Origin of the sequence: Agromyces aureus, from assembly GCF_001660485.1 — a bacterium.
GTDB classification, from domain to species: Bacteria; Actinomycetota; Actinomycetes; order Actinomycetales; family Microbacteriaceae; genus Agromyces; species Agromyces aureus.
In genome coordinates this window covers 613777-634658 of the sequence record NZ_CP013979.1, presented here as the reverse complement: position 1 = coordinate 634658, position 20882 = coordinate 613777, and the positions used below count along the sequence as shown (strand labels likewise).

The window sequence follows — 20882 nt, the reverse complement described above, 5'->3', positions numbered from 1 at the left end:
ACGTCAGCCGAGGACGACGCGGACCTGCGCCTTGCCGAGCACGGTCGCGCCGCCGAACGACACGGTGAGGTCGATGCGCGCCGCGCGGGCCTCCGCGTCGAGCTGGCCGACCTTGGCCGTCACGGTCACGGTCGCGCCGAACGACGGGTCGACGACCACCGGCCGCGTGAAGCGCACCTGGTAGTCGAGCACGCGGCCGGGGTCGCCGGCCCAGTCGACGACGGGCTGCACCGCGAAGCCCATGGTGAGCATGCCGTGCGCGAGCACGCCGGGCAGGCCGACCGTGGCGGCGACGTCGTCGCGGTAGTGGATCGGGTTGAAGTCGCCCGAGGCCCCGGCGTAGCGCACGAGCGAGTCGCGGGTGAGGGCGAACTCCTGCTCGGCCACGACGTCGCCGACGGCGAGCTCCTCGAACACGGGGGTCTGCTGCACCGGGGTCTGCTGCACGGCGGCCATCACTCCTCACCTCGAACCACGAGGGTCGAGATCGCGGTCACGACGTGCTCGCCCGCCGAATCGGTCACATTCGTCTCGGCCGTCACCATCGAGTGCGGGCCGAGCGTCTTCACGCTCGACACCGTGAGCGTCGCGGTGAGCAGGTCGCCCGCGACGATCGGCCGGGTCGACGTGAAGCGCTGGTCGCCGTGCACGACGCGCGTGAAGTCGATGCCCGCGTCGGGCTCGGAGAGCAGCTGCGCGAGCGTGTGCTCCTGCACGACCACCGCGAACGTGGGCGGCGCGACGACGTCGGCGTAGCCCGCGGCCTGCGCCGCAGCGGGGTCGAGGTTGATCGGATGCGTCGCGAACACGGCGCGCGCGAACTCGCGCACCTTCTCGCGACCGACGAGGTACGGCTCGGCCGGCGGGAAGACCCGCCCCTGCAGCTCGGGGTTCACTGGCACCCGCCCAGTCTATTCGGCGAGCGGATGCCGCGGCCGGGCGTCCCTGCGCCTGCTTCGCGTTGCAAGGGGCCGCCGAGCTGCCACAACCTGTCGTATCGGACCCACCCGAGGCGGCAGGTTCTGTCATCTGGATCGGGTGCGGAGCAGGGAGGCGGCGCCCGCGTCAGATGCCGAGCCAGCCCGCCGAGAGGCCGACGACCGCGACGACGGCCCCCGTGAAGGCGACGGCGAGCACGACGACGTCCCAGCGCGAGGCGATGAGCAGACGCCCGTTCTCGCGGCGGGCCAAAAAGTAGAGCAGGGTTGCGGGCGCCTGCACGATGAGGGAGATGAGCAGCAGCTCGAGTCCGGCCCCGAGCAGGAGGAAGATCACGTAGCCGGTGGCGAGGGCCCCGATCACGAGTTCACGGGTGCGCGAGCGGCGCGCCGCGGCATCCGTCGATCCCGATGCCCCGACACCCGGCGAGCCCGCGGCGTCCGGCCCGTAGCCGTCGCGGCGGATCGCGATCTTCAGGAGATAGCCGGCCGCGAACAGGAGCGGCACGAGCGCGAGGGCGCTGGTGAGGTCGAGGGCGAAGCCGAAGACGTCCTCCGAGAAGAAGGCCACGACGAGCACGAGTTGGGCGAAGATCGTCGAGCCGAGCAGGGCGACCGTGGGCACGTCGCGCGAGCTCATGGTCGCGAAGACGCGCGGGAAGTCGCCGTCGCGGGCCGCGGTGAAGACGACCTCGGCGGCCATCAGCGTCCAGGCGAGGTAGGCGCCCAGAACCGCGACGATGAGGGCGATGCTCACGAGCACGGCGCCCCACTCGCCGACCGCGGCCTCGAGCACACCCGCCATCGACGGTTCGCGGAGGGCGGCGATCTCGTCGGCGGGCAGCACGCCGTACGACACGATCGTGACGGACGCGAAGACCGCGAGCACCGAGAGGAAGCCCAGCACGGTGGCCCTGCCGACATCCGCTCTCCGTCTCGCGTGCCGCGAGTAGACGCTCGCGCCCTCGACGCCGAGGAACGCGAAGACCGTGACGAGCATCGTGCCACGGACCTGGTCGAAGAGCGGGCCGGCGTCGACGCCGCCGAACAGGTTCGCCGCGAACATCTCGGGGTCGAGCACCGTGAGCGCGATCACGATGAACACCACGATCGGCACGAGCTTGGCGACCGTGACGATGCGGTTCACGGCGGCCGCCTCGCGCACGCCCCGGCGCACGAGCAGGAACGTGACCCAGAGGCCCGCGGTCGCCCCGAGCATCGCGATGACGGTGTCGCCGTCGCCGAGCGCGGGGATCCACGCGCCGAGCGTCGACATGATGAGCACCCAGTAGGTGACGTTGCCGACGCACGCGCTCGCCCAGTAGCCGAACGCCGAGAAGAAGCCGAGCAGGTCGCCGAACCCGGTCTTCGCGTACGAGTAGACACCCGCGTCGAGGTGCGGCTTGCGGTTCACGAGCGCCTGGAACGTGAAGGCGAGCATGAGCATGCCCGTGCCGGCGATCGTCCACGCGATGAGGGCGCCGACGACGCCCGTGTTCGCGGCGAACTGGCCCGGCAGCGAGAACACGCCCGCGCCCACCATCGAGCCGACGACGACCGCGGTGAGGCTGCCCGTGCCGAGGTGCACGGTGGGCGGCGGCGTGGGCGACGGCGCGGCGTTCGGTCGCGTGGTCGACATGGCTCCCCCGTTCGCCGTCTCCTGTGCCGACGGTACACCGGGGCGGATGTCGGGGGCAGGCGGGTCTCGATACGCTTCGCTACTCGACCACCGGGGCGGGCGGGGCCGAGAGGCGGGCGAGGCGAGCGCGCAGCGACTCGATGAGGAGGTCGAGGCCGAGGTCGAAGGCGCGGTCGGAGCGCTCGTCGCCGTGCGGCGCGTCGGCGATGAGGCGTCCGAGCGTCTGCGTCTCGCCCTCTGGCTGCCACACGTCGTGCGGCGAGGCGAGGTCGAGGCCGAAGCCGATCGCGAAGGCGTCGAGCAGGGCGATAACGCCGAGCACCTCATCTTCGGGGAACCCCGCGTCGACGAGCGTCGTGGCGAGGTGGTCGTAGCTCGCGATGACGTACGGATCGGTGATCGTCTTGCCGACGATGAGCGGCACGAGGTTCGGGTGCGCCGCGTACATGCGCCGCTGTGCGCGCATCGTGTCGGCGACGATCTCGTGCCATTCGCCTCCGGTGGCCTGCGCCCCTCCGGCGGCCTCGCGCGAGAAGCGGCCGCGCATGAGCTCGATGATGCCGTCGCGCCCGTCGACGTGGTTGTAGAGCGACGACGGGGTGACGCCGAGGCGGCGGGCGAGGGCGTTGACCCCGAACGGCTGGCCCGAGTCGACGAGTTCGAGCGCGGCATCCGCGATGCGATCGACCGAGAGCAGGGGCACCTTGGGCCTCGCCATGTACGCCTCCTCCATCGGATGTCGCGGGCCCTGTCGAGTGGGCCCTGTCGAGCGGGATGTCGCGGGCCCGGCGGTGCCGAATGTCCCGGATCAGGGTAACCCTCTTCCCGGATGCGACCTCGATATGCATAATAAACGAACACCATTCGCTTACGGCGTCGCGACACCCCCGGCTGACGCCTCCCCCATCGGCACGACGGAGTGCCCACCCCCACGGAGACTGCACATGACCGACCTCGACCACGGCATCGACCAGGGCGCGCGCGTGCCCCTGCGGTTGCCCACCGCGACCGCGACCTTCACCATCGGCATCGCCGGCTACCTCGGCGTCAACCTGTCGCCGTACATGATCACCGCGCTGCAGGGCGCGCTCGGCAGCGACGTGCTCACGGCGAGCTGGATCGTCACGGGCGCCCTGCTCGCCACCGCGATCACCGGCCTCGCGATCGCCCCGCTCTGCGCCGGGCCCCGCCGCCGCCTCGTGGCCCGCGTCGGTCTGGTACTCGCGATCGTCGGGTTCGGTGCGGCCGCGCTCATCGCGGTTCCGGGCGTGGTCGTCGCCGGCCTGCTGCTCGGCGGCGTCGGTGCCGGTGGCGCGGTCGCCGCCTCGGGCGCCGCGATCGCCGCGTTCACGAACCCCGACCGCGTCGCGGGCTTCAACGGTCTTGCGAACCGCGCGATCGTCACCGTGATCCTCGCCGTCGTGCCGCTGATCGGGCTCGCGCCGATCGACGTGTTCGGTGCGCTCGCCCTCTTCTCCGCGATCTCGCTCGTCGTGAGCGGCTGGCTGCCCAAGGCGCCCGTGCTCGCCCCGCAGGCCGGAGCGGCCGTCGCCGAGGCCATGCCCGTCGAGGTGCCCGAGACCTCGGCGATCCCGGCGATCAAGGCGCGCGCCGCGGCATCCGCTCGCCCGACGCGGTTGGCGACCATCGCCGGCTTCGTGCTGCTCGCGACGTTCGCGCTCTGGGCTGTGAGCGAGGACTCGCTCTGGGCCATGGCCGGCGTCATGGGCGCCGAGCAGGCCGCGCTCACCCCTGAGGGCCTCGGCCTCGCGCTCAGCGGCGCGACCGCCGGTGGCCTCGTCGGCTCCGTGCTGCTCATGGTCGTCGGCAACCGCCTCGGCCGCGCCGTGCCGCTCGTCGTGCTGCTCGTGCTCGGCGGCCTGCTGAAGATCGCCGAGGGCTTCGTCACCGACCCGAACCTGTTCATCGTCGTCTTCATCGCGTGGAACACGATCTACGCCATCGCCTTCATGTACTTCGTCTCGACCTCGGCCGCGCTCGACGTCGAGGGCCGCTGGTCGGGCCCGTTGCTCGCCGTCTACCTCGTGGGCTCGGCCCTCACGCCGGTCATCGGCGCCGCGCTCGTCGAGGTCTTCGGATTCCAGGGCTTCACGGTCGTGCTCGGCATCGCGAGCTTCGTGCTCGCCGTGCCCGCCGCGTTCGCCGCGCACGTCTCGACGCTGCACGAGAAGGCCGAGCGGGCTGCGGTCGTCGGCGCCACTGCGGGCGCCGACGCCGAGGAGGTGCTCGCATGAGCCGCACGATCTACCGCAACGCGCGCGTCTTCACGGCCGAGCCCGCGGCATCCGGCGCGGCCGCCTGGGCCGAGGCGTTCGTCGTCGACGGCGACGTGCTCGTCTACGTGGGCGACCTCGCGGGTGCAGTCGAGGCCGCAGGTTCCGATGCCGACATCGACGTCGTCGACCTCGACGGCCGGCTCGTGCTGCCCGGCTTCACCGACGCCCACACGCACCTCGTCATGATGGGCGACGCGCTCGGCCGCGTGCCGCTCACCGATGCGCGCACGCTCGACGAGATCCAGGCGCGGCTGCGCTCCGCACGCGCCACCGACGCGACGGCGCCGCGCGTGCTCGGGCGTGGCTGGCTGTTCGACTCGGTTCCGGGCGGCGCGCCGACCGCGGCCATGCTCGATGCGGCCGTCGCCGACGTGCCCGTCTTCCTCGACGCGAACGACTACCACTCGTGCTGGGTCAACTCGGCCGCGCTCGCCGAACTCGGCATCACGCGCGAGACCCCCGACCCGATCGGCGGACGCATCGGCCGCGGCGCCGACGGCGAGGCCGACGGCATGCTCTACGAGACCGCCGCACAGCAGTACGTCTGGGAGCACCTCGCGAACCTCACGACCGACGCCGACCGCGACGCCGCCGTCGAGCGCACGATCGATGCCTACCTCGCCACGGGCGTCACGGGTGTCGTCGACATGGCCTTCGACGAGCTCGGACTCGCGGCGTTCCAGCGCGCGATCGCCCGCCGAGGCGGCTCGCTGCCGATCCGCGTCGCCGCGCACTGGTTCGTCGCCAACACGGGCGACCCGGCCGCGAACCTCGCGCAGGTCGAGCACGCCGCGCGGCTCGCCGCCGAGACGGCCGCCGCGCCGACCGCGCCGTGGTTGCGCATCGTGGGCATCAAGCTCGTGCTCGACGGAGTGATCGATGCGTGCACGGCCGCCATGCGGCATCCGTACGCCGACGGATCGAACGCCGAGCCGATCTGGCCGCTCGACGCGCTGAAGCCCGTGGTCGCCGCCGCCGATGCCGCGGGCCTGCAGGTCGCGCAGCACGCGATCGGCGACTACGCGAGCGACATCGCGCTCGACGCGATCGAGCACGCCGTCGAGGTGAACGGCGACCTGCCCCGCCGCCACCGCATCGAGCACCTCGAGTACGCGGCCCCCGGTACGGCCGAGCGGATGTCGCGCCTCGGCGTCACCGCGTCGATGCAACCCGTGCACGCCGACCCCGCGATCTTCGACAACTGGGTCGCCATGCTCGGCGACGAGCGCGTCGACCGGGCCTTCGCCTGGCCCGAGTTCGTCGACGCCGGCGCGCTGCTCGCGTTCTCGACCGACGCGCCGACCGCACCGCACGAGGCCCTGCACAACATGTACGTCGCCGCCACCCGGCGCTCGGCGCTCGACCCGTCGTTCGAGCCCTCGCTGCCCGGGTTCGCGCTGCCCCTCGCCGAGGCGATCGGGCATGCGACGCGCGACGCGGCCGCCTCGTGCGGCGACGGCGACGCCCGCGGACGCCTGGCCGTCGGCCTCGCCGCCGACTTCGCGGTGCTCGACGTCGACCCGTTCGCGGAGGGCGAGGCGTCGCTGCTCACGGCGCGCGTGATCCGCACGGTCGTCGCGGGTGCGACGGTGTTCGAGGCGGAGCCGGGCGTCGCTGCCGCGGCCGCCGCCACCGCTGCATAAGCGGGCACCTGCACGGACGCGAATGGTCGCTTCAGCGCTGCTGAGGCGACCATTCGCGTCTGCGCGTGAGGGGTTCGAGCGCGCCCCTGATGCCGGCCCGACGGGGAGCGCTGCCCATGGTCACCCCCGCATGCGCTGCTTAGCGTGAGAGGTGCTCGACTTCGCACCGATGGAAGGACGCCATGCTCTCCCCAGATCTCGCCCCACCGACACGGCGACGCCGTCGCGGGCTCGCCGCCGGGCTCGCCGCCCTCGCCATGACGCTCGGCCTCGTGGCCGTCGGCACCCCCGCCGCGAACGCGGCCGAGCCAGACGCGGGCTCGATCACGGGCACCGTGACCGGTGAAGCCGGCGCACCGCTGCAGGGCGTGCTCGTGCAGCTCTTCCACTGCGACCCCGACTTCGACGCGACGCAGCAGGCCGACTGCTGGACCCTGCTGTGGGGCGCGGGCCAGAGCGCGAAGAGCGCCGCCGACGGCACGTTCACGATCTCGGAGCTCGAGCCCGGCACGTACCGCGCCGCGCTCGCGCCGCAGGTCGAGACCGCGCAGTACGTGCGCGAGTACTGGGACGGCGCCGAGACCCTCGAGGCCGCGACCGACATCGAGGTGACCGCGGGTGCCGCGGCATCGATCGCCCCCACGCTCGAGATCGGCGCGACCGTCTCGGGCACCGTGCTCGACGGCGACGGCGCGCCCGTGTCGGGCGGGTACGTCTACGCGTACCTCTCCGGCGACCTGAACAGCACGCGCGGCGGCGCCTCGGTCGCGTCCGACGGCAGCTACGCCATCACGGGGCTGCCGGCCGGCGAATACGTGCTGAAGTCCGGCCCCGGATGGGGCAGCACGACCGAGCTCGTCGACGAGTATTGGCAGGACGTCTACACGGCCGACGCCGCCACGCGCGTCGCCCTGACGGCGGGCGCGGCCTTCACCGCCGACTTCGCCCTGAACGCGGGCGCCGCGATCACGGGCACCGTCACCACGGGCGGCACGCCCGTCGCCGGCGTCGAGGTCTCCGCGAAGTACGCCGGCTCGCCCGATGGCTGGGCAGACACCGTCACCACGACCACCGCGACCGACGGCACCTACCGACTCGCCGGCCTCGACCAGGCCGACTACGTGGTCGGCTTCTCGGACTTCGACGGCGACCTCGGCCAGCAGTACTGGCAGGGCGTCTCGGATCGCGCCGGTGCGACCATCCTCACCGTCGCCCCCGGCGACGTCGTCGAGGGCATCGATGCCGCGCTCACCGCCGGCGGCTCGATCTCGGGCGTGCTCACCGAGAACACCGCTGGCGAGCCCGCACCCTCTGCCGGCGCGTACTTCGACGTGCTGCGCGAGAACCCCGCCGGCGCCTGGGAGCGAGTCACCTCGGCCCGGTCGGGCGACGACGGCGCATACCGCGTGTCAGGCCTGGCGCCCGGCGAGTACACGGTGCTCACCTACGGCTCGTCGAGCGCACGCTGGGCGGCCACCTACCTCGGCGGCGGCTACTACCCCGAGGATGCCGCGGCCGTCGCCGTGACCGCCTCGACCGAGACCGGCGACGCCGACGTCGAGACCCGCCCCGGCGTCTCGATCAGCGGACGCATCACCGACGAGCACGGCGGCGCCGCACCCGACGCCCGACTCGTGCTCCTCTACGAGCGCACCCCCGGCAACTGGGTCGAACCGCCCGCCCACGGCGGCGCGGGCGACGACATCTCGTACATGGCCGGCGGCATGCCCCCCGGCAACTACATCGCGAAGTTCGAGGATCGCGGCGCATCCGACGAGCCGTACGCGACCCAGTTCTGGCAGAACGCGGCGACCCAGGCCGAGGCGACCGTGCTCGAAGCACCGAACGGCGGCACGTTCGAGGGCATCTCGGCCGTCATGACGCGCACCGTCGCCCAGCCCGAGCCCGCACCGGTGCCCACCCTCGCGGGCATCGCGCAGGTCGGCCAGGCGCTCACCGCCGCCGCAGGCGACTGGGGCCCCGGCGCGGCGCTCACCTACCGCTGGCTCGCCGACGGCAAGCCCGTGGACGGCGCCACGGCGGCCGAGTTCTCGCCCGCAGAGGCCCAGGCGGGCACCGCGATCACCGTCGAGGTGACCGGCATCCGCCCCGGTGAGGCCGCGCTGGTCGCGACCTCGGCGCCGACGGCCTCGGTGCTGCCCCGATTCGCGGATGTCACGGGCACCGGCGGTCACACCGCGAACGTGCGCTGGGCGGTCGCCGAGGGCGTCATCGACGGCGTCAAGGGTGCCGACGGCATCGTGCGCTTCGAGTCGACCCGCGCGGCGACCCGCGCGACCATCGCCGTGGCGCTCTACCGCCTCGCCGGTTCGCCCGAGTTCGCACTGCCGTCGAAGCCGAGCTTCCGCGACGTGCCCGCGAGCCACCCGGCGTACACCGCGATCGAGTGGATGAAGCGCGAGCGCATCACGACGGTGACCAGCACGTTCGGACCCGCAGCGATGCTCAAGCGCCAGGAGGCCGCCGCGTTCCTCTACCGTGCCGCCGGCCCGAGCTTCACGGCACCCGCGAAGGCGACGTTCACCGACGTGCCGAAGGGCTCGTCGTACTTCACGTCGATCGAGTGGCTCGCGGCCGAACGCATCACCACGGTCAAGGGCACGTTCAGCCCGGCGAACACCGTGACGCGCGAGGCGCTCGCGACCCTCCTCAAGCGCTGGGACGCGCTGCCGGGCTGACCGTCTGCGGCGCGATCACCGCGAACGGAACGAAGAGCGGATGCCACGAGGCATCCGCTCTTCGCTGTCTGCGGTGCGCTGGTCTCGAGACGCTTCGCTCCCCGACCGGCGAGTCCGGACTACTCGCTCGCGACCGCTCGCGAGAGCGTGTCGCCGCGGAAGAACGCCGGACGCTTGCGCCACTGCCAGAACATCACGACGACGCCGCCGAGCAGCACGACCATGCCGAGCACGAACACGAGCCCGACCCCGCCGACCGACGAGCCCGAACCGTATTCGGGGTCCATCGAGTCGATGAGCGTCGTGAAGAACAGCACGGCGAGGATCACGCCGCCGATGAGCGGCGCGAGCAGCGTGTAGACGACGTTGCGAACGGACGTGAACCAGATCTTGCGGAAGAACCACACGCACGCGAACGCCGTGATGCCGTAGTAGAAGCAGATCATCATGCCGAGTGCGGTGATGGTGTCCCAGAGCACGTTCTCGCTCAGCAGGCGCATGACCGTGTAGAAGACCGACGCGACGATCGCCGACACGATGGTCGCGTAGCCGGGCGTGAAGAACCGCGGGCTGACGCTCGCGAACTTCTCGGGCAGGGCGCCGTAGTGGCCCATGGCGAGCAGTGTGCGCGCCGGCGACACGAAGGTCGACTGCAGGCTCGAGGCCGAGCTGGTGAGCACGGCGAGCGAGACGAGCACCGCGAGCGGGCCGAGGATCGGGCCGGCGAGGTGGAAGAACACGTTGTCCTGGATGTCGGGGTTGCCGAGGCCGTACTCGCCCGTGCCGACGCCCGCGAACGTGATCAGCGACACCGCGATGAGCAGGTAGAGCACCACGATCGTGACGACCGTGATGGTCGCCGCCCGCCCGGGCGTCTTGTCGGAGCCGCGCGTCTCCTCGTTCATCGTCAGGGTCACGTCCCAGCCCCAGAAGATGAAGATCGAGAGCGACAGGCCCGCCGCGAACGCCGAGAACGACTCGACGGCGAACGGGTTGAACCACGACAGCTCGATCGGCGTCGCGTCGAACGCGTTGCCGTTGGCCGTCTCGACGAGCGCCGCGATCGAGAAGGTCACGAGCACGAGGAGCTGGAACCCGACGAGCCAGTACTGCAGCTTCTGCGTGGTCTGCATGTCGCGGTACGACACCCAGGTCGCGCCGAGCATGAAGAGCAGGCAGACGGCGATGTTGATGAAGGGGTTCAGCGCGAGGTCGGCGATGCCGGCGTTGCCCGTGACCTGCGCGATGAGCAGGAACAGGAAGTCGACCGCGATGCCCGCGAGGTTCGAGAGCACGAGGATGGTGGCGGCGACGAGCCCCCACCCGGCCATCCAGCCGATCCACGGCCCGAAGGCGCGCGTGGCCCACGTGAACGACGTGCCCGAATCGGGCATGCGCTTGTTGAGCTCGCGGTAGCCGAGCGCGACGAGCAGCATCGGGATGAACCCGACGAGGATGATCGCCGGAACCTGCACGCCGACCTCGGAGACCGTCGGCCCGAGGGCCGCCGTCAGCGTGTACGCCGGCGCGATGCAGCTGATGCCGATGACGATCGCGCCGATGAGGCCGACCGATCCGGCCGAGAGGCCCTTCTTCGAGAGGCCGCCCTGCTCGGAGGCGTCGACGGCGGCGCTCGCGGAGGTCAGCGGTGCACTCGACGCGGGGTCTGGTTGGTTCGTCATGATGCGGCCTTTCCGGTGGAGCGCGGTACCACGATCATCGGCACCGGCAGCTCGCGCAGCATCTTCGACGCGGTCGAGCCGAGGAACAGGTGGCTCGGAGTCGCGAGCCGGCTGGAAGCCACGAGCACGATCTCGCCCTCGTGCCAGTCGAGGCTGCGCACGGCGGCCTCGATCGTGTCGCCGGTCGCGACCACGGCGGTCGTCACGACGCCGGGGGGCAGCGCAGCCTTGGCGGCCGCGAGCACCTCGTCGGCGTGCGCCGTGCTCGTGAGCTCGGCCAGGCCCTCGTCCATGCCGGAGGGCAGGTCGATGGGCACGAGCGAGAGCAGACGCAGCGGCGCTCGCAGCGACTTCGTCAGGCGGACCGCGACGTCGAGCAGCACGCCCGCGCCAGGGCGCGAGCCGAGCGCGGCGGTGATGCGGGAGACGCCGACGGATGCCGCGAGCTCGCGTGACCCGGAGGGTGCGAGCGCCACCGGCACGTCCGAGGAGTGCAGCAGCTCGCTGGCGACCGACCCGATGCGCGAACGCCCGAGGATGCCGCCGCGGGCCGCGCCCACGACGATGAGCGATGAGCCGAACTCGTGCGCGGCCGCGATGAGCCCCTCGGCGAACGACTCCGCGTAGCGCACGTGCAGCGACTGCGCGACCTCGGCGTCGAGCTTGGCCGACGCCTCGGTCAGCCACTCGCGCGAGCGCGCCTTGAGGTGGCGCTCGTAGCCGACGTCGGTGGGCACGGTGCTCGAGCGGGCCTCGCTCGGCAGCACCATGACCACGTCGAGCTGCGCCTCGCTCGCCGTGGCGAGCCGGGTGGCGAGGGCGAGCGCGTCGGCGCCGCTCTCGTTGGCCGTGTAGCCGACCACGATGCGCGGCAGCGCGGCATCCGCCCCCGATGCCGCCGACGTGCCCCCCGCGTTCATCAGCCGGCCAGGATCTCTGCGGCGACCTCGCGGCCGACCCGGATCGCGCCGTCGACGTGCTGGTAGCCCTTGCCCGCCATGTCGCTGCACGAGAAGTGGATCGGGCCGACGGGTGCGCGGAGGTCCGAGCCGTAGCGCGCGAGACCGCCCATGTCGAAGCTCGCCGCGTAGGCGCCGCGCGTCCACTCCTCCGAGCCCCAGTCGGACTCGTAGTAGACGACCGGGTGCTTCGCCTGCTCGCCGTAGTAGTGCGACAGCGACTCGAGGATGCGCTCCTTGCGCTCCTCGGCGCTGAGCGTGAAGACGCCGTCGGCCTCTTCGTCGGAGACGAAGCCGACGAGCGTGCCGCGGGGGTCCTCGTGGTTCGTGTTGTCGTACGCCTCGTGGCAGAGCTCGTAGGGGCTGAAGGCCGTGCCGCTCAGGCCGTCGGCGCGCCAGAACGGCGTCTCGTAGACCGCGTGCACCTTGATCACGAAGCCCATGGAGAGGTGCTGGTGCAGCTGGTGCTGGCGGCGCGGCAGCGGCGGCTCGTACGAGATGCGGCTGATGAGCACGGGCGGCACCGCGACGATCACGCGCCGGGCGTGCACCTCGAGCGAGTCGGTGACGGCGACGACGCCCGAGTCGGACGCCGGGGCGCCGTCTTCAGTGAGCCCGGCCCAGCGGATGGTGCGCACGGCCTGACCGAGGCGCACGGCACCGCCGAGCCGCTCGGCGAGCAGGAGCGGCACCTGCTGCAGGCCGCCCACGACGCGCTTGTCGAGGATGAAGTCGGCGTCGACGAGGTGCGAGAACGAGCCGGCCGAGGCGGCCATGAGCAGCGCCTGCAGGGCCGAGAAGGCGTGCGCGGGCTTCGTGAGCATGGCGCCCGCGATGAACATGCCGATGTTGAGCTTCGCCTCTTCGTCGTCGGTCTGCGTGCCGAGCCACTCGGCGAAGCTGACCTCGTCGAGCTCCTTCGCGCGCGGGTGGGCCCACGGCGCGTCGGGGTCGATCTCGGCGACGAGCTGGTCGAGCTTCTCGATGAGGCCGACGATCTCGCCCTCGGTCTTCGCGGGCACCGGGAAGATGTCGCCCTCGAAGAGCCGGCGCTCGCCGTCCTCGGCGATGTAGACGTTCTCGCCCTCGCGGTAGCGCTCGTACGTCTCGAGGCCGAGCTCGTCGAGGGTCTCGATCAGGGCGTCCTGGTCGGGCGAGACCCACTGGCCGCCGATCTCGAGCATGGCGCCGTCGATGTCGTCGGTCCAGAGGCGGCCGCCGATGCGGTCGCGCGCCTCGAGCACGACGACGGACTTGCCGGCGTCCTTCAGCTTGTTGGCGGCGGTGAGGCCGGAGGCCCCCGCTCCGACGATGACGACGTCGCAGTCGATGCGTTCCATGGTGTTTCTTCGCTTTCGGTTCGCGTGTTGGCGCGTGATGCGCGTGATTCGAGAAGGGGGCGAGCGGATGCCGCGGCGCGGCGCCGAGGCATCCGCTCGACGTGCTCAGTCCACCGGGACGAGCGTGTACTTCGTGTCGAGGTATTCGTGGATGCCCTCGAGCCCGCCCTCGCGGCCGATGCCCGACTGCTTCACGCCGCCGAACGGTGCGGCGGCGTTCGAGACGAGGCCCGTGTTGAGCCCCATCATGCCGGTGGCGAGGCGCTCGATCATGCGGTGGCCACGCGCCAGGTCCTGCGTGAAGACGTACGAGATGAGTCCGTACTCGGTGTCGTTGGCGAGGCGCACCGCCTCGTCTTCGCTCGAGAACGTCGTGATGCCGAGCACCGGTCCGAAGATCTCCTCGGCGAGCAGGCGGCTGCCGGCCGCGACGCCCGCGAGCACGGTCGGCGCGTAGAACGTGCCGTCGCCGTCGATGATGCGCTCGCCGCCGGTGAGCACGCTCGCCCCGCGCGAGACGGCGTCCTGCACGAGCGCGTCGGTCGAGTCGACGGCCTTGTCGTCGATGAGCGGGCCGATGTTGACGCCCTCTTCCGTGCCGCGGCCGACCTTCATGGCCTTGACGCGATCGGCGACGCGGGCCGCGAACTCGTCGGCGACCGACTCGTGCACGATGAAGCGGTTCGCCGCGGTGCACGCCTGGCCGATGTTGCGGAACTTCGCGACGAGGGCGCCTTCGACGGCCTTGTCGAGATCAGCGTCCTCGAAGATCACGAAGGGCGCGTTGCCGCCGAGCTCCATGCTCGTGCGGAGGATGCCGGTCGCGGCCTGCTTCATGAGCGCACGGCCGACGCCGGTCGAGCCGGTGAAGCTCAGCTTGCGCAGTCGCGGGTCCTCGATGATCGGTCCCGAGACCGCCGACGAGGTCGAGGTCGGGATGACGTTGACGACGCCCTTGGGCAGCCCGACCTCCTCGAGCAGCTGCACGAACGCGATGGTCGTGAGCGGCGTGAGGGCCGGGGGCTTGATGACGACCGTGCAGCCTGCGGCGAGCGCGGGCGCGATCTTGCGGGTCGCCATCGCGAGCGGGAAGTTCCAGGGGGTGATGAAGAACGACGGGCCGACGGGGCGCTGCGAGACGATCATGCGTCCGGTGCCCTCGGGGTTCAGGCCATACCGACCGGAGATGCGCACGGCCTCCTCGCTGAACCAGCGCAGGAACTCGCCGCCGTAGACGACCTCGCCGCGCGCCTCGGCGAGCGGCTTGCCCATCTCGAGGGTCATGAGCAGGGCGAACTGCTCCTTGCGCTCCTGCAGCAGGTCGAACGCCTTGCGCAGCAGCTCGCCGCGAACGCGGGGCGCGGTCTTGGCCCACGACTCCTGCACGGCCACGGCCGCATCGAGCGCACGGATGCCGTCGGCCGGCGAGGCGTCGGCGATCTCCTTGATCACGGCGCCCGTCGCGGGGTCGTGCACGGCGAGGGTCTTGCCGCCCTCGGCGTCGACCCAGTCGCCGCCGATGAAGAGTCGGGCCTCGACGGCGTCGAGGACGGTCGATTCGAGCGTTGCGTTCGTCATATGCGTGTGACTTCCGTTCGATGTCTCGTGCACGTGCTGCGGTTCGTTCCGTTGCTGCGGTTCGGCGTTCGTGCGGTTCGTGCGGTTCGGGTTGGTGCTGGGCCTCGAGCCGCCCGGATGCGGTGCCATCCGGGCGACTCGAGGAGCTTTCCGGATCGATCAGGGGTAGAGGCCGCGGAGGCGGTGCGCATCGGCAACGCGCTCGACGGCGAGCGCCGTCGCGGCGGTGCGAAGCGAGAGCCCCCTGGTCTCTGCGTATCCCAGCACGTGCTGCCACGCGTTGAGCATCCGCTCCTCCAGTCTGGACTCCACCTCGTCGGCGCGCCACCAGTAGGCCTGATTCGCCTGCACCCACTCGAAGTAGGAGACGATCACGCCGCCGGCGTTCGCGAGGATGTCGGGCACCACGAGGATGCCGCGCTCGCGCAGGATCGCGTCGGCCGCGGGCGTCGTGGGGCCGTTGGCGCCCTCGACGATGACGCGGGCGCGCACGTCGCCGGCGTTGGACTCGTGCAGCACGCCCTCGACGGCGGCCGGCACGAGCAGGTCGACCTTGAGCGTGATCAACTGGGCGCCGTCGATGGGTTCGGCGCCCGCGAAGCCGACGACCGAGCCGGTGGCGCGAACGTGGTCGGTGAGCGCCTCGACGTCGAGTCCGGCGGCGTTGTGGACGGCGCCGTACTGGTCGCTGACGCCCGCGACGCGCACGCCGGCCTCGGACAGGAACCGCGCGGCATCCGCACCGACCTTGCCGAAGCCCTGCACGGCGGCGGTCGAGCGCGAGGGCTCGATGCCGACGTGGCGGAGCGCGGCGAGCGCGATGTGGGTCACGCCCCGGCTCGTCGCCGAGGCGCGACCCAGCGATCCGCCGAGCGCGATGGGCTTGCCAGTCACGATGCCGGGCACCGTGTAGCCGCTGGCGACGGAGTAGGTGTCCATCATCCAGGCCATCGTCTGCTCGTCGGTGCCGATGTCGGGCGCGGGGATGTCGCGCTCCGGGCCGATGATCGGCAGGATCTCGCTCGTGTAGCGGCGGGTCACGCGCTCGAGCTCGGCCTTGGAGTGCTCGCGGGGGTCGATCGCGATGCCGCCCTTGGCGCCGCCGTACGGCACGTCGAGCAGGGCGCACTTCCAGGTCATCCACATGGCCAGCGCCCGCACCTCGTCGATGTTGACGTTGGGCGCGTAGCGCAGGCCGCCCTTCGCGGGGCCGCGCGAGAAGTTGTGCTGCACGCGGTGGCCCACGTACAGGCGGCTCTCGCCGGAGTCCATGCGCAGCGGCACGGCGACCGTCAGCTCGCGACGCGGGGTCGCGAGCATCTGGTGCAGGCCATCGGGATAGCCGAGCAGGGCGACGGCCTCCGAGAGCTGCGCACGCGCGTCGGTGAGCGGGGTGGCGATGTGGTCGACGGATGCCTCGGGGCGGGCGATCACGACGTCGTTGTCGGTGAGGGTGGTCATGCCGTCTTGAGTCCTTCCGCGACGACCTGCAGGCCCTCGATGAGGAGGTCGTCCGAGATGGTGAGCGGGGGGAGGAAGCGGATCACGTTGCCGTAGGTTCCGCAGGTGAGCACGAGCACGCCCTGCGAGTGGGCGTACGCGGCGACCTTGCTCGTGAGCGCGGCGTCGGGTGCGCCGGTCGCGGGGTCGACGAGCTCGATCGCGACCATCGCGCCGCGGCCGCGGACGTCGCCGATGCGGGCGTCGGTCGTGCGCAGGGCGTTCAGGCGGCCGATGAGCACGGAGCCGATCTCCTTGGCGCGCTCGATCAGGCCGTCCTCCTCGTAGGCCTCGATCGCGGCGAGCGCGGCGACGCAGGCCATCGGGTTGCCGGTGTAGGTGCCGCCGAGGCCGCCGGGGCCCGCCGCGTCCATGATCTCGGCGCGGCCGGTGACCGCGGAGAGCGGCAGGCCGCCCGCGATGCCCTTGGCCGTGGTGATGAGGTCGGGCACGATGCCCTCGTGGTCGCTCGCGAACCAGGCGCCGGTTCGGCCGAACCCGGTCTGCACCTCGTCGGCGATGAAGACGACGTCGTTCGCGCGGCACCACTCGACGAGCGCCGGCAGGTAGCCGGCGGCGGGCACGATGAAGCCGCCCTCGCCCTGGATGGGCTCGATGATCATGGCGGCGAGGTTCTCGGCGCCGATCTGCTTCTCGATCTGCGAGATGGCCTTGGCCGCGGCATCCGCACCGGAGAGCCCGCCGTCGCGGAAGGGGTAGCTGAGCGGCACGCGGTACACCTCGGGCGCGAACGGGCCGAAGCCGTTCTTGTACGGGATGTTCTTCGCGGTGAGGCCCATGGTGAGGTTCGTGCGGCCGTGGTAGGCGTGGTCGAACGCGACGACGGCCTGCTTCTTCGTGTAGGCGCGGGCGATCTTCACGGCGTTCTCGACGGCTTCGGCGCCGGAGTTGAACAGTGCGGAGCGCTTGTCGTGGTCGCCGGGGGTGAGCTCGTTGAGCTTCTCGGCGACGTCGACGTAGGAGTCGTAGGGCGCGACGGTGAAGCAGGTGTGCGTGAAGGCGTTGAGCTGGGCGGTGACGGCCTCGACGACGCGCGGGTTGGCGTTGCCGACGCCCGTGACGGCGATGCCCGAGCCCAGGTCGATGATCGAGTTGCCGTCGGCGTCGACGACCACTCCGCCGCCCGCGGCGACGACGGCGATCGGGATGGTGGTGCCGACGCCCGAGGCGACGGCTGCGGCCTTGCGGGCCATGAGGGCCTGCGAGCGCGGGCCCGGGATGGCGGTGACGAGACGACGCTCCTGCGGGAGCGCCGGTCCTCCGGTGACGGTGGCCGTGGCGGCCGTGGTGTCGACGATGGTCATGACGGACTCCTCTTCAGGTGACGACGGTGGCGGTGCGCCCAATGCTAGGTCGCGACATCCGGATGCCGCACCACCCCGTCGTACACTTGGAGCCCGTCTACTCGACGCCGCGTACAAACGCGCCGAGCGACGGATCCGTCAGCGCCTGGCCAGCTGCCGACGCTCCTCGAGGTCCTGCGCGGCGACCGCGCGGGTGTCGGGCGCCACCGGGTCGGCCGGGGGCACCACCTCGGCCGTGCCGACGCCGGGGATCGGGTTGCGCCGCTTCGCCCGACCGATCGCGAAGAGCGAGACGCCCCACTGCAGCCCGTAGCCGATCGCGAAGACGAGCAGCGTGAAGATCAGGGCCATGGCCGCACCCTGGTCGGGCTGGTAGAGCTGCGCCGAGCGGGGGCTGATCATCGCGTACATGTAGACCGAGAGCGGACGCGACTCGGGCGTCGCGAGGAAGGCCGGCAGCGTGAACTCGTTGGTGCCGAGCACGAACATCTGGATCCATACGGCGAACACCGTGGGCATGAGCAGCGGGGCGACGATGCGGCGGAAGCCCTCGAGCGGGCTGGCGCCGCTGACGAGCGCCGCCTCCTCGAGCTCCATGCGGATCTGCAGCGTCGCGCTGTACCCGGCGCGGTAGGCGATCGACACCCGGTACGAGTACGCGATGATGAGCGCCACGATCGTGCCGGCCAGCGGGATCACCGGGTTGATCACCATGAACGTGAGGAACATCGCGAAGCCCGCGATGACCGCCGGGATGGCGACCGACGACGACGCGAACAGGTCGACGGCCTTGGTCCAGCCCGTGCGCCTGGCGCGGGCGATGCCGTAGGCGAGCACGGTCGCCGCGACGCACGCGATCGTCGCGCTGCCGCCCGCGATCACGAGGGTGCGCCCGAGCGAGGCCCAGAACTCCGGATCGGCGAGCACGGCGCCGAACGATCCGAACTGCGTCTGCGTGACCAGCGCCTCGAACGAGAAGGCGATGGGGTACGGCGTGATGGCCGACCAGAACAGGGCGAACAGCGGGAGCACCGCGGTGAGCATCACGAACACGGCGATCGCGAGCATGACCGGGATCTTCCACGCGCCGAGCTTCATGACCGTGGGTCGGAACCCCTTGCCCGAGATCGACGCGCGCCGCTCGGCATTCCTCGTCGCCCTGAGGTAGATCACGAACGCGATCGTCGTGATCACGAGGAACACGCAGCCCCACGCCGCGGCCAGGCCGTACTGCGGCAACTCCCCAGCACCCGCGCTGATGAGGTTCCAGAGCTTCAGGGCGAAGATCGACTTGCCCGACTCCTGGCCGAACAGCAGCGGCACCTCGAGGCTGCCGAGGCCGAGGATGAACGTGAGCACGGCGACGCCGAGCAGGCCGGGCCACAGCATGGGCAGCGTGACGCGTCGGAGCGTCTTGGCCCACGAGGCGCCCGAGACGCGCGCGGACTCCTCGAGCGAGCCGTCCATGCTCGTGAGGATCGGCACGATCATCAGGTACGGGAACGTCACGTTCGTGAGCGCCTGGATGAAGGTCATCGTGACGAACGAGTAGGGGTCGATCACGAGGTCGCCCGGCAGCAGGCGCAGCAGCTGGTTCAGCACGCCCGACTCGGGCGAGAGCATCAGCAGGTATGCCTGCGCCTTGACGATCGGCGGAATGATGAACGGCACCACGACGAGCACCGAGATGACGCGTCGCAGCGGGGCGTCGGTGCGCACGGTCACCCATGCGAGGCCGAACGCCATGAGGAGCGAGAGCACGGTCGAGCCGCCCACGAACGCGGCGGTCGAGCCGAGCACGGCCCAGAAGTCGTCGCGGAGGCTCCAGAGGGTGACGAAGTTCTCGACCGACCACTTCGCGGTCGAGACGCCGAACGGCAGGAACGGACCACGGAAGGCCGTGATCACCTGTACGGCCAGTGGGATCGCGAGGAGGAGGAAGATCACCGCTCCGGCGATGATCGTCGCGATCTTCATCGAGGTCGGTCGAGTGCGCTCGACCTTCGTGGTCCGTCCTGCCTGAGACACGTGTTATCCGTTCAGTGCCGCGTCGGCGGCGTTGATCATGGCGATCCAGTCGTCGCGGGTGTCGACGGTCTCGGTGATCGCCCCGCCCGCGAGGCCGGTGAGCAGCGCGGAGGAGTTGGTCTGCATGAGTCCGGTGGCCGAGTCGAACAGCGAGGTCGGCAGGCCGGGGAACGGCACCTGCGTCGTCGAGAACCGCTCGTCGGTCATGCGCAGCTCGAGCCAGTCCGGGTTGTACGCGTTCCAGAGCGACCAGAGCATGCCGCCGGCCGGGTTCTTCGCGTCGACGTTGACGCCAGAGAACTGGGCGAAGACGCCGGCGTCCTCGTATGGCGAGACCGAGAGGCTCGGGTTCGGGTTGAACAGCGTCTGGCCGAGGGCGATCGGCACGTCGCCGCTCGAGAGCGGGGAGTCCTGGTCCTCCAGCACCTGCAGGTTGCCCGACGACTTCAGGTCGCCGATCAGCCCGGTCATGGCCTCTTCGCCCTTGTCCATGCCGTAGCCGGCGAAGACGTTGGCGTTGTAGCTCGCGACCGAGACCTTGCCCTCGTACTGCGGGTCGAGCAGTCCGTCGAGCGTGGCGGGCGCCTCGGCGACCTTGTCGGTGTTGACCTGCATGAGCGAGCCGTTCACGCTGTCGGGCAGCATCTCGGGGGCGCCGATCGTGAAGAACTCCTTCGGCACGCCGAACGCGGTCCAATCGACATCCGCCCAGTAGCCCTCGTCGGTCATCGTGGCCGCCGAGACGAGCGAGCCCGAGATCACGTCGGTGTTGCGCGACCCGGTCGCCTTGGCCGAGATGATCGCCGACGACAGGTTGTAGGTGAGGCCGCGCGTCTCGATCTTGAGGTCGGGGTAGACCTCGTTGAACTCGGCGATCACGTCGGGCGAGAGCTCGTACCAGTCCCAGATGACCAGCCGGCCGCCGTCGGCCTGCTTCGCCGTCTCGTACAGGGCGTCCATCTGCTCCGAGATCGCGGGCCAGTAGTCGTCGTAGAAGTTCTCGCAGCGCGTGACCGCGCCGACCTCGACCGCGTCGCAGGCCGCGAGCTCGACCGGGCCGCCCGACGGCTCGATCGCGCCGGAGGCTGCTGATCCGGTCGAGCTGCAGGAGCTCAACAGCAGCATGCCCGCGGCCGCGAGGGCCACCATTCCGTTCCGTGCTGTGGGTGATGTCATGATCCGGGTTTCCTTTCTCGGTGGCGCTCTTCCTTGGGGGTGTTGCGGGGTGGTGCGGTCGTGCGGTCGTGATGGTTC

At 71.2% G+C, this 20882-nt stretch carries 15 protein-coding genes; 3 read left to right on the top strand and 12 right to left on the bottom strand.

What is annotated here, in order from left to right:
* Window positions 1-3: 3 nt before the first annotated feature.
* The 4 genes from ATC03_RS02700 to ATC03_RS02685 form a co-directional block, all read right to left on the bottom strand.
* Entirely contained in the window at window positions 4-456 is a 453-nt protein-coding gene (locus tag ATC03_RS02700; RefSeq protein ID WP_067872814.1) for a MaoC family dehydratase, read from the bottom strand.
* Window positions 456-902 (bottom strand): FAS1-like dehydratase domain-containing protein, encoded by a 447-nt coding sequence (locus tag ATC03_RS02695; RefSeq protein ID WP_084003232.1) that lies wholly within the window; start codon window positions 900-902, stop codon window positions 456-458. The genes ATC03_RS02700 and ATC03_RS02695 overlap by 1 nt, the downstream gene beginning before the upstream one ends.
* 163 nt (window positions 903-1065) lie before the next feature.
* The gene (locus ATC03_RS02690; RefSeq protein ID WP_084003231.1) at window positions 1066-2577 is read right to left on the bottom strand and encodes a basic amino acid/polyamine antiporter; all 1512 of its coding nucleotides are present in this window, start codon (window positions 2575-2577) and stop codon (window positions 1066-1068) included.
* A gap of 79 nt (window positions 2578-2656) precedes the next feature.
* Window positions 2657-3295 carry a TetR/AcrR family transcriptional regulator C-terminal domain-containing protein gene (locus tag ATC03_RS02685; RefSeq protein ID WP_067881196.1) on the bottom strand — a complete coding sequence of 213 codons (639 nt, stop codon included), beginning with the start codon at window positions 3293-3295 and terminating at the stop codon, window positions 2657-2659.
* Between the two features lie 226 nt (window positions 3296-3521).
* Between ATC03_RS02685 and ATC03_RS20465 the strand changes: the two genes are divergently transcribed.
* The 3 genes from ATC03_RS20465 to ATC03_RS02670 all read left to right on the top strand — a co-directional run bounded on the left by ATC03_RS20465 (window position 3522) and on the right by ATC03_RS02670 (window position 9216).
* Window positions 3522-4832 (top strand): MFS transporter, encoded by a 1311-nt coding sequence (locus tag ATC03_RS20465; RefSeq protein ID WP_067872809.1) that lies wholly within the window; start codon window positions 3522-3524, stop codon window positions 4830-4832.
* The gene (locus ATC03_RS02675) at window positions 4829-6517 is read left to right on the top strand and encodes an amidohydrolase (RefSeq protein WP_067872806.1); all 1689 of its coding nucleotides are present in this window, start codon (window positions 4829-4831) and stop codon (window positions 6515-6517) included. Before ATC03_RS20465 ends, ATC03_RS02675 begins: the two co-directional genes overlap by 4 nt.
* Before the next feature lie 182 nt (window positions 6518-6699).
* Complete coding sequence (locus ATC03_RS02670; RefSeq protein ID WP_067872802.1) at window positions 6700-9216, top strand: carboxypeptidase regulatory-like domain-containing protein; 2517 nt, start codon at window positions 6700-6702, stop codon at window positions 9214-9216.
* Between the two features lie 119 nt (window positions 9217-9335).
* On the opposite strand, the gene ATC03_RS02665 is transcribed toward ATC03_RS02670, so the two are convergent.
* The 8 genes from ATC03_RS02665 to ATC03_RS02630 form a co-directional block, all read right to left on the bottom strand.
* Entirely contained in the window at window positions 9336-10898 is a 1563-nt protein-coding gene (locus tag ATC03_RS02665) for an APC family permease (RefSeq protein ID WP_084003229.1), read from the bottom strand.
* Window positions 10895-11818 (bottom strand): universal stress protein, encoded by a 924-nt coding sequence (locus tag ATC03_RS02660; protein ID WP_067872798.1) that lies wholly within the window; start codon window positions 11816-11818, stop codon window positions 10895-10897. Before ATC03_RS02660 ends, ATC03_RS02665 begins: the two co-directional genes overlap by 4 nt.
* Window positions 11818-13197 (bottom strand): flavin monoamine oxidase family protein, encoded by a 1380-nt coding sequence (locus ATC03_RS02655; RefSeq protein WP_067872795.1) that lies wholly within the window; start codon window positions 13195-13197, stop codon window positions 11818-11820. The genes ATC03_RS02660 and ATC03_RS02655 overlap by 1 nt, the downstream gene beginning before the upstream one ends.
* 105 nt (window positions 13198-13302) lie before the next feature.
* Entirely contained in the window at window positions 13303-14775 is a 1473-nt protein-coding gene (locus tag ATC03_RS02650; RefSeq protein ID WP_067881193.1) for an NAD-dependent succinate-semialdehyde dehydrogenase, read from the bottom strand.
* A gap of 159 nt (window positions 14776-14934) precedes the next feature.
* The gene (locus ATC03_RS02645; RefSeq protein ID WP_084003228.1) at window positions 14935-16236 is read right to left on the bottom strand and encodes a Glu/Leu/Phe/Val family dehydrogenase; all 1302 of its coding nucleotides are present in this window, start codon (window positions 16234-16236) and stop codon (window positions 14935-14937) included.
* On the bottom strand, window positions 16233-17600 hold the full coding sequence (gabT, locus tag ATC03_RS02640; RefSeq protein WP_067872792.1) for a 4-aminobutyrate--2-oxoglutarate transaminase: 1368 nt from the start codon (window positions 17598-17600) through the stop codon (window positions 16233-16235). Before gabT ends, ATC03_RS02645 begins: the two co-directional genes overlap by 4 nt.
* Before the next feature lie 138 nt (window positions 17601-17738).
* Entirely contained in the window at window positions 17739-19628 is a 1890-nt protein-coding gene (locus ATC03_RS02635; protein ID WP_152030838.1) for an ABC transporter permease, read from the bottom strand.
* 3 nt (window positions 19629-19631) lie between these two features.
* Window positions 19632-20804, bottom strand: coding sequence for an ABC transporter substrate-binding protein (locus ATC03_RS02630; protein ID WP_152030837.1), 1173 nt, complete (start codon window positions 20802-20804; stop codon window positions 19632-19634).
* Window positions 20805-20882: the final 78 nt, after the last annotated feature.

Excerpts from the sequence above, each read along its gene's own strand:
- ATC03_RS02685 (WP_067881196.1), bottom strand. The coding sequence starts at position 3,295 with ATGGCGAGGCCCAAGGTGCCCCTGCTCTCGGTCGATCGCATCGCGGAT.
- ATC03_RS02670 (WP_067872802.1), top strand. The coding sequence starts at position 6,700 with ATGCTCTCCCCAGATCTCGCCCCACCGACACGGCGACGCCGTCGCGGG.
- ATC03_RS20465 (WP_067872809.1), top strand. The coding sequence starts at position 3,522 with ATGACCGACCTCGACCACGGCATCGACCAGGGCGCGCGCGTGCCCCTG.
- ATC03_RS02675 (WP_067872806.1), top strand. The coding sequence starts at position 4,829 with ATGAGCCGCACGATCTACCGCAACGCGCGCGTCTTCACGGCCGAGCCC.
- gabT (WP_067872792.1), bottom strand. The coding sequence starts at position 17,600 with ATGACCATCGTCGACACCACGGCCGCCACGGCCACCGTCACCGGAGGA.
- ATC03_RS02665 (WP_084003229.1), bottom strand. The coding sequence starts at position 10,898 with ATGACGAACCAACCAGACCCCGCGTCGAGTGCACCGCTGACCTCCGCG.
- ATC03_RS02655 (WP_067872795.1), bottom strand. The coding sequence starts at position 13,197 with ATGGAACGCATCGACTGCGACGTCGTCATCGTCGGAGCGGGGGCCTCC.
- ATC03_RS02650 (WP_067881193.1), bottom strand. The coding sequence starts at position 14,775 with ATGACGAACGCAACGCTCGAATCGACCGTCCTCGACGCCGTCGAGGCC.
- ATC03_RS02645 (WP_084003228.1), bottom strand. The coding sequence starts at position 16,236 with ATGACCACCCTCACCGACAACGACGTCGTGATCGCCCGCCCCGAGGCA.
- ATC03_RS02690 (WP_084003231.1), bottom strand. The coding sequence starts at position 2,577 with ATGTCGACCACGCGACCGAACGCCGCGCCGTCGCCCACGCCGCCGCCC.
- ATC03_RS02700 (WP_067872814.1), bottom strand. The coding sequence starts at position 456 with ATGGCCGCCGTGCAGCAGACCCCGGTGCAGCAGACCCCCGTGTTCGAG.
- ATC03_RS02660 (WP_067872798.1), bottom strand. The coding sequence starts at position 11,818 with ATGAACGCGGGGGGCACGTCGGCGGCATCGGGGGCGGATGCCGCGCTG.
- ATC03_RS02630 (WP_152030837.1), bottom strand. The coding sequence starts at position 20,804 with ATGACATCACCCACAGCACGGAACGGAATGGTGGCCCTCGCGGCCGCG.